A 5,656-nucleotide genomic window follows, 5' to 3' on the forward strand; every position below is an offset into this window, starting at 1 on the left:
TTCAAAGAAAGGCGACGACATACTCTCCCACATAACTGCAGTACCATCTGCGCAGGCGGGCTTAACTACTCTGTTCGGGATGGGAAGAGGTGAGCCCCGCCGCAATAACCACCTTAAGAGGTTATAATTGCTTTGGGCAATTATTTGCAAATCGTAATTCGTAATTATGAATTCGTAATTGCAATAATATCTTAACATACTGAGATAAAGAAAAAAGTATTTTATTAGAAAGTTTCTTCTCTCCCGACTTGCATCGGGAGAGAAAAGCGTACATAAGCTTACGGGTTATTAGTACTACTCGACTATGACATTACTGCCTTTACATCTATAGCCTATCAACGTGGTCATCTCCCACGACCCTTAAAAGAAATCTCATCTTGTGGTGGGTTTCGCGCTTATATGCTTTCAGCGCTTATCCCTTCCAAACGTAGCTACTCTGCCATGCCACTGGCGTGACAACAGATACACTAGAGGTTTGTCCAATTCGGTCCTCTCGTACTAGAATCAGATCCACTCAAATTTCTTGCGCCCACAGTAGATAGAGACCGAACTGTCTCACGACGTTCTGAACCCAGCTCGCGTGCCACTTTAATGGGCGAACAGCCCAACCCTTGGGACCTTCTCCAGCCCCAGGATGTGACGAGCCGACATCGAGGTGCCAAACCCCCCCGTCGATATGAGCTCTTGGGGGAGATCAGCCTGTTATCCCCGGCGTACCTTTTATCCTTTGAGCGATGGCCCTTCCATGCGGAACCACCGGATCACTATGCTCTACTTTCGTACCTGATCGACCTGTATGTCTCTCAGTCAAGCTCCCTTATGCCATTGCACTCTACGCACGGTTACCAAGCGTACTGAGGGAACCTTTAGAAGCCTCCGTTACTCTTTTGGAGGCGACCACCCCAGTCAAACTACCCACCAAGCAATGTCCCCCGCGTTCGCGGGGTTAGGCCTCAGATAAACAAAGGGTTGTATTTCAACAATGACTCCACAACGCCTAGCGACGCCACTTCACAGTCTCCAACCTATCCTACACATCATTTATCCAAGGTCAATACTAAGCTATAGTAAAGGTGCACAGGGTCTTTTCGTCCCACTGCGGGTAAGCGGCATCTTCACCGCTACTACAATTTCACCGAGCTCATGGCTGAGACAGTGTCCAGATCGTTACACCATTCGTGCAGGTCGGAACTTACCCGACAAGGAATTTCGCTACCTTAGGACCGTTATAGTTACGGCCGCCGTTTACTGGGGCTTCATTTCAATGCTTCTCCGAAGATAACATCTCCACTTAACCTTCCAGCACCGGGCAGGTGTCAGGCCCTATACTTCATCTTACGATTTTGCAGAGCCCTGTGTTTTTGATAAACAGTCGCCTGGACCTCTTCACTGCGGCCAGCATTGCTGCTGGCGACCCTTCTCCCGAAGTTACGGGTCTATTTTGCCTAATTCCTTAGCCATGAATCTCTCGAGCACCTTAGGATTCTCTCCTCGACTACCTGTGTCGGTTTGCGGTACGGGTACTTATTACCTGAAGTTTAGAGGTTTTTCTTGGAAGCCCTTAGGCGCACTATCTCTTTGTCCGAAGACTCCGAGTACTATCGTATTTCCCCAAGCCGCGTGGATTTGCCTGCGCAGCTTATAGGTAGGTACTTCAACGAACTATTCCGTCAGTTCGCGGCGCTTTCATCACTCCGTCACCCCATCACAGTAATAACTAGTACGGGAATATTAACCCGTTGTCCATCGACTGTCCCTTTCGGGTTCGCCTTAGGTCCCGACTAACCCACAGCTGATTAGCATAGCTGTGGAAACCTTAGTCTTTCGGTGTGCGGGTTTCTCGCCCGCATTATCGTTACTTATGCCTACATTTTCTTTTCTAACCAGTCCAGCATGCCTTACGACACACCTTCTACCCTGTTAGAATGCTCCCCTACCACTTACAATAAATTGTAAATCCATAGCTTCGGTAATATGTTTATGCCCGATTATTATCCATGCTCGTCCGCTCGACTAGTGAGCTGTTACGCACTCTTTAAATGAATGGCTGCTTCCAAGCCAACATCCTAGCTGTCTGGGCAGACAAACCTCGTTCTTTCAACTTAACATATATTTGGGGACCTTAGCTGATGGTCTGGGTTCTTTCCCTCTCGGACTTGGACCTTAGCACCCAAGCCCTCACTGTTATGAAACATTATATAGCATTCGGAGTTTGTCAGGAATTGGTAGGCGGTGAAGCCCCCGCATCCAATCAGTAGCTCTACCTCTATATAACTTTACGCATAACGCTGCACCTAAATGCATTTCGGGGAGTACGAGCTATTTCCGAGTTTGATTGGCCTTTCACCCCTACCCACAGGTCATCCGAAGACTTTTCAACGTCAACCGGTTCGGACCTCCACACTGTGTTACCAGCGCTTCATCCTGCCCATGGGTAGATCACACGGTTTCGCGTCTAACACTACTGACTAAAGCGCCCTATTCAGACTCGCTTTCGCTACGGATCCGTGGCTTAACCACTTATCCTTGCCAGCAACGTTAACTCGTAGGCTCATTATGCAAAAGGCACGCCGTCACCCCACGAAAGGGCTCCGACCGCTTGTAAGCGTATGGTTTCAGGATCTATTTCACTCCGTTATTCACGGTTCTTTTCACCTTTCCCTCACGGTACTGGTTCACTATCGGTCTCTCAGGAGTATTTAGCCTTAGCGGATGGTCCCGCCAAATTCAGACAGGGTTTCACGTGCCCCGCCCTACTCAGGATACCACTATCGTTATCTTCTATTACTTATACAGGGCTATCACCTTCTATGGCTCTACTTTCCAGTAGATTCTAATTCTATCCGCAACAAATGTCGTGGTCCTACAACCCCAAAATTGCCGTAACAACTTTGGTTTGGGCTAATCCGCGTTCGCTCGCCACTACTTACGGAATCACTTTTGTTTTCTTCTCCTCCGCCTACTTAGATGTTTCAGTTCAGCGGGTTTGCCCACCTATCGGTGTACTATGTCTTCAACATAGTGGGTTGCCCCATTCAGGTATTTACGGATCATATCGTGTGTGCCAATCCCCGTAACTTTTCGCAGCTTATCACGCCTTTCATCGCCTCTGAGAGCCAAGGCATCCCCCATACGCCCTTATTTTGCTTATTGTACCAATCTTGCTAATTAAAACAAGACCGTTTCTTTTACTTGTCTAATGATAAACAAGTAAAATATGCTTTCTACTTTTTATTATTTTCTTATCTCAATATGTCAATGAACTTTATCTAGTCGAAGGTCAAAAGTCGTAAAGTCGAATGTCCGTAGACTTGTGACTTTATGACTTTAGACTTTATGACTAAAATCGTGGAGAATAACGGAGTCGAACCGTTGACCTCCTGCGTGCAAGGCAGGCGCTCTAGCCAGCTGAGCTAATCCCCCAATTAATTATGAATTGTGAATTATGAATTAGGAATTATTGTAATTCGTAATCTTTCAACCCTAGAATTTCCTTTCAATCTGTTTCTATGAACGTTTTTTTCTAAATACTTAACAATAAGTACTTAATGCTTTTTTGTTGTCTCGGACAGACTCGAACTGTCGACCCCTACATTATCAGTGTAGTACTCTAACCAGCTGAGCTACGAGACACTCTTTATTCTTTAGTCTAATGTCAAAGGTCTTAAAGTCGAAAGTACGTGACTTTAGACATTGGACTTTACAACTTTTCGACTGTAATATTTATAAATTAACAGCAAGAGTAATAAAATGTTGGGATGTGTTTCCAACTTGAACTTTCGTCTTCTTTCCCTAGCGTGTATTGCTACTAACACTAAGGCTCTAGAAAGGAGGTGTTCCAGCCGCACCTTCCGGTACGGCTACCTTGTTACGACTTAGCCCTAGTTACCAGTTTTACCCTAGGCAGCTCCTTGCGGTCACCGACTTCAGGCACCCCCAGCTTCCATGGCTTGACGGGCGGTGTGTACAAGGCCCGGGAACGTATTCACCGGATCATGGCTGATATCCGATTACTAGCGATTCCAGCTTCACGGAGTCGAGTTGCAGACTCCGATCCGAACTGTGACCGGTTTTGTAGATTCGCTCCTGGTCACCCAGTGGCTGCTCTCTGTACCGGCCATTGTAGCACGTGTGTAGCCCAAGGCGTAAGGGCCGTGATGATTTGACGTCATCCCCACCTTCCTCTCAGTTTGCACTGGCAGTCTCGTTAGAGTTCCCGACATGACTCGCTGGCAACTAACAACAGGGGTTGCGCTCGTTATAGGACTTAACCTGACACCTCACGGCACGAGCTGACGACAACCATGCAGCACCTTGTAAATTGTCTTGCGAAAAGTCTGTTTCCAAACCGGTCAATCTACATTTAAGCCTTGGTAAGGTTCCTCGCGTATCATCGAATTAAACCACATGCTCCACCGCTTGTGCGGGCCCCCGTCAATTCCTTTGAGTTTCATTCTTGCGAACGTACTCCCCAGGTGGGATACTTATCACTTTCGCTTAGCCACTGAAATTGCTTCCAACAGCTAGTATCCATCGTTTACGGCGTGGACTACCAGGGTATCTAATCCTGTTCGCTACCCACGCTTTCGTCCATCAGCGTCAATCCATTAGTAGTAACCTGCCTTCGCAATTGGTATTCCATGTAATCTCTAAGCATTTCACCGCTACACTACATATTCTAGTTACTTCCTAATAATTCAAGTTTAGCAGTATCAATGGCCGTTCCACCGTTGAGCGATGGGCTTTCACCACTGACTTACTAAACCGCCTACGGACCCTTTAAACCCAATGATTCCGGATAACGCTTGGATCCTCCGTATTACCGCGGCTGCTGGCACGGAGTTAGCCGATCCTTATTCTCACAGTACCGTCAAGCTCGGACACGTCCGAGTGTTTCTTCCTGTGCAAAAGCAGTTTACAATCCATAGGACCGTCATCCTGCACGCGGCATGGCTGGATCAGGCTTGCGCCCATTGTCCAATATTCCTCACTGCTGCCTCCCGTAGGAGTCTGGTCCGTGTCTCAGTACCAGTGTGGGGGATCTCCCTCTCAGGACCCCTACCCATCGTTGCCTTGGTAAGCCGTTACCTTACCAACTAGCTAATGGGACGCATGCTCATCTTTCACCGTTGTGACTTTAATTATAAAGTGATGCCACTCTATAATACTATGAGGTATTAATCCAAATTTCTCTGGGCTATCCCTCTGTGAAAGGTAGATTGCATACGCGTTACGCACCCGTGCGCCGGTCTCTAATTCCGAAGAACTATACCCCTCGACTTGCATGTGTTAAGCCTGCCGCTAGCGTTCATCCTGAGCCAGGATCAAACTCTTCATCGTATATTGTTTGTCTGCCTAAGCAAACTATTGTTATTCGACTAAATTCTAGTGGTTTTTTCAAATCTCTCGATTCTATTACTCTTATTATTTTGTCTTGTTCTTGCGAACAAAACGGCTGTCAATTCAATATGTCTAGGAACGTGTTCTTATCTTGTTTTTCACTCGTTTAACACTTGTTAAAGTGTTTCTCGAAGCGGGTGCAAAAGTACAACTTTCTTTTTAACTGGCAAGAAAATTTTGAAGTTTTTTTGAAATAATTTTTATCTCGCTTTCTTCTCTTTTTCTTATCAATCTTTCAAGGAACTTTGCTTATTTT

Annotated in this window: 2 tRNA genes and 3 rRNA genes; all 5 read right to left on the reverse strand. The window is 46.5% G+C overall.

Features of this window, described 5'->3' with window-relative positions:
* Window positions 1-6: 6 nt before the first annotated feature.
* The 5 genes from rrf to DFR66_RS13710 all read right to left on the reverse strand — a co-directional run bounded on the left by rrf (window position 7) and on the right by DFR66_RS13710 (window position 5,340).
* Window positions 7-116, reverse strand: a 5S ribosomal RNA gene (rrf, locus tag DFR66_RS13690).
* 152 nt (window positions 117-268) lie between these two features.
* Window positions 269-3,153: ribosomal RNA gene (locus DFR66_RS13695) — 23S ribosomal RNA — on the reverse strand.
* A 196-nt stretch (window positions 3,154-3,349) separates the two neighbouring features.
* A tRNA-Ala gene (locus tag DFR66_RS13700) sits at window positions 3,350-3,423 on the reverse strand.
* 136 nt (window positions 3,424-3,559) lie between these two features.
* A tRNA-Ile gene (locus DFR66_RS13705) sits at window positions 3,560-3,633 on the reverse strand.
* A 193-nt stretch (window positions 3,634-3,826) separates the two neighbouring features.
* Window positions 3,827-5,340: ribosomal RNA gene (locus tag DFR66_RS13710) — 16S ribosomal RNA — on the reverse strand.
* Together the 16S, 23S and 5S rRNA genes with 2 tRNA genes alongside form the textbook arrangement of a ribosomal RNA operon.
* Between the last annotated feature and the right edge of the window lie 316 nt (window positions 5,341-5,656).

The organism is Flavobacterium glaciei, from assembly GCF_003350545.1.
GTDB classification, from domain to species: domain Bacteria; phylum Bacteroidota; class Bacteroidia; order Flavobacteriales; family Flavobacteriaceae; genus Flavobacterium; species Flavobacterium glaciei.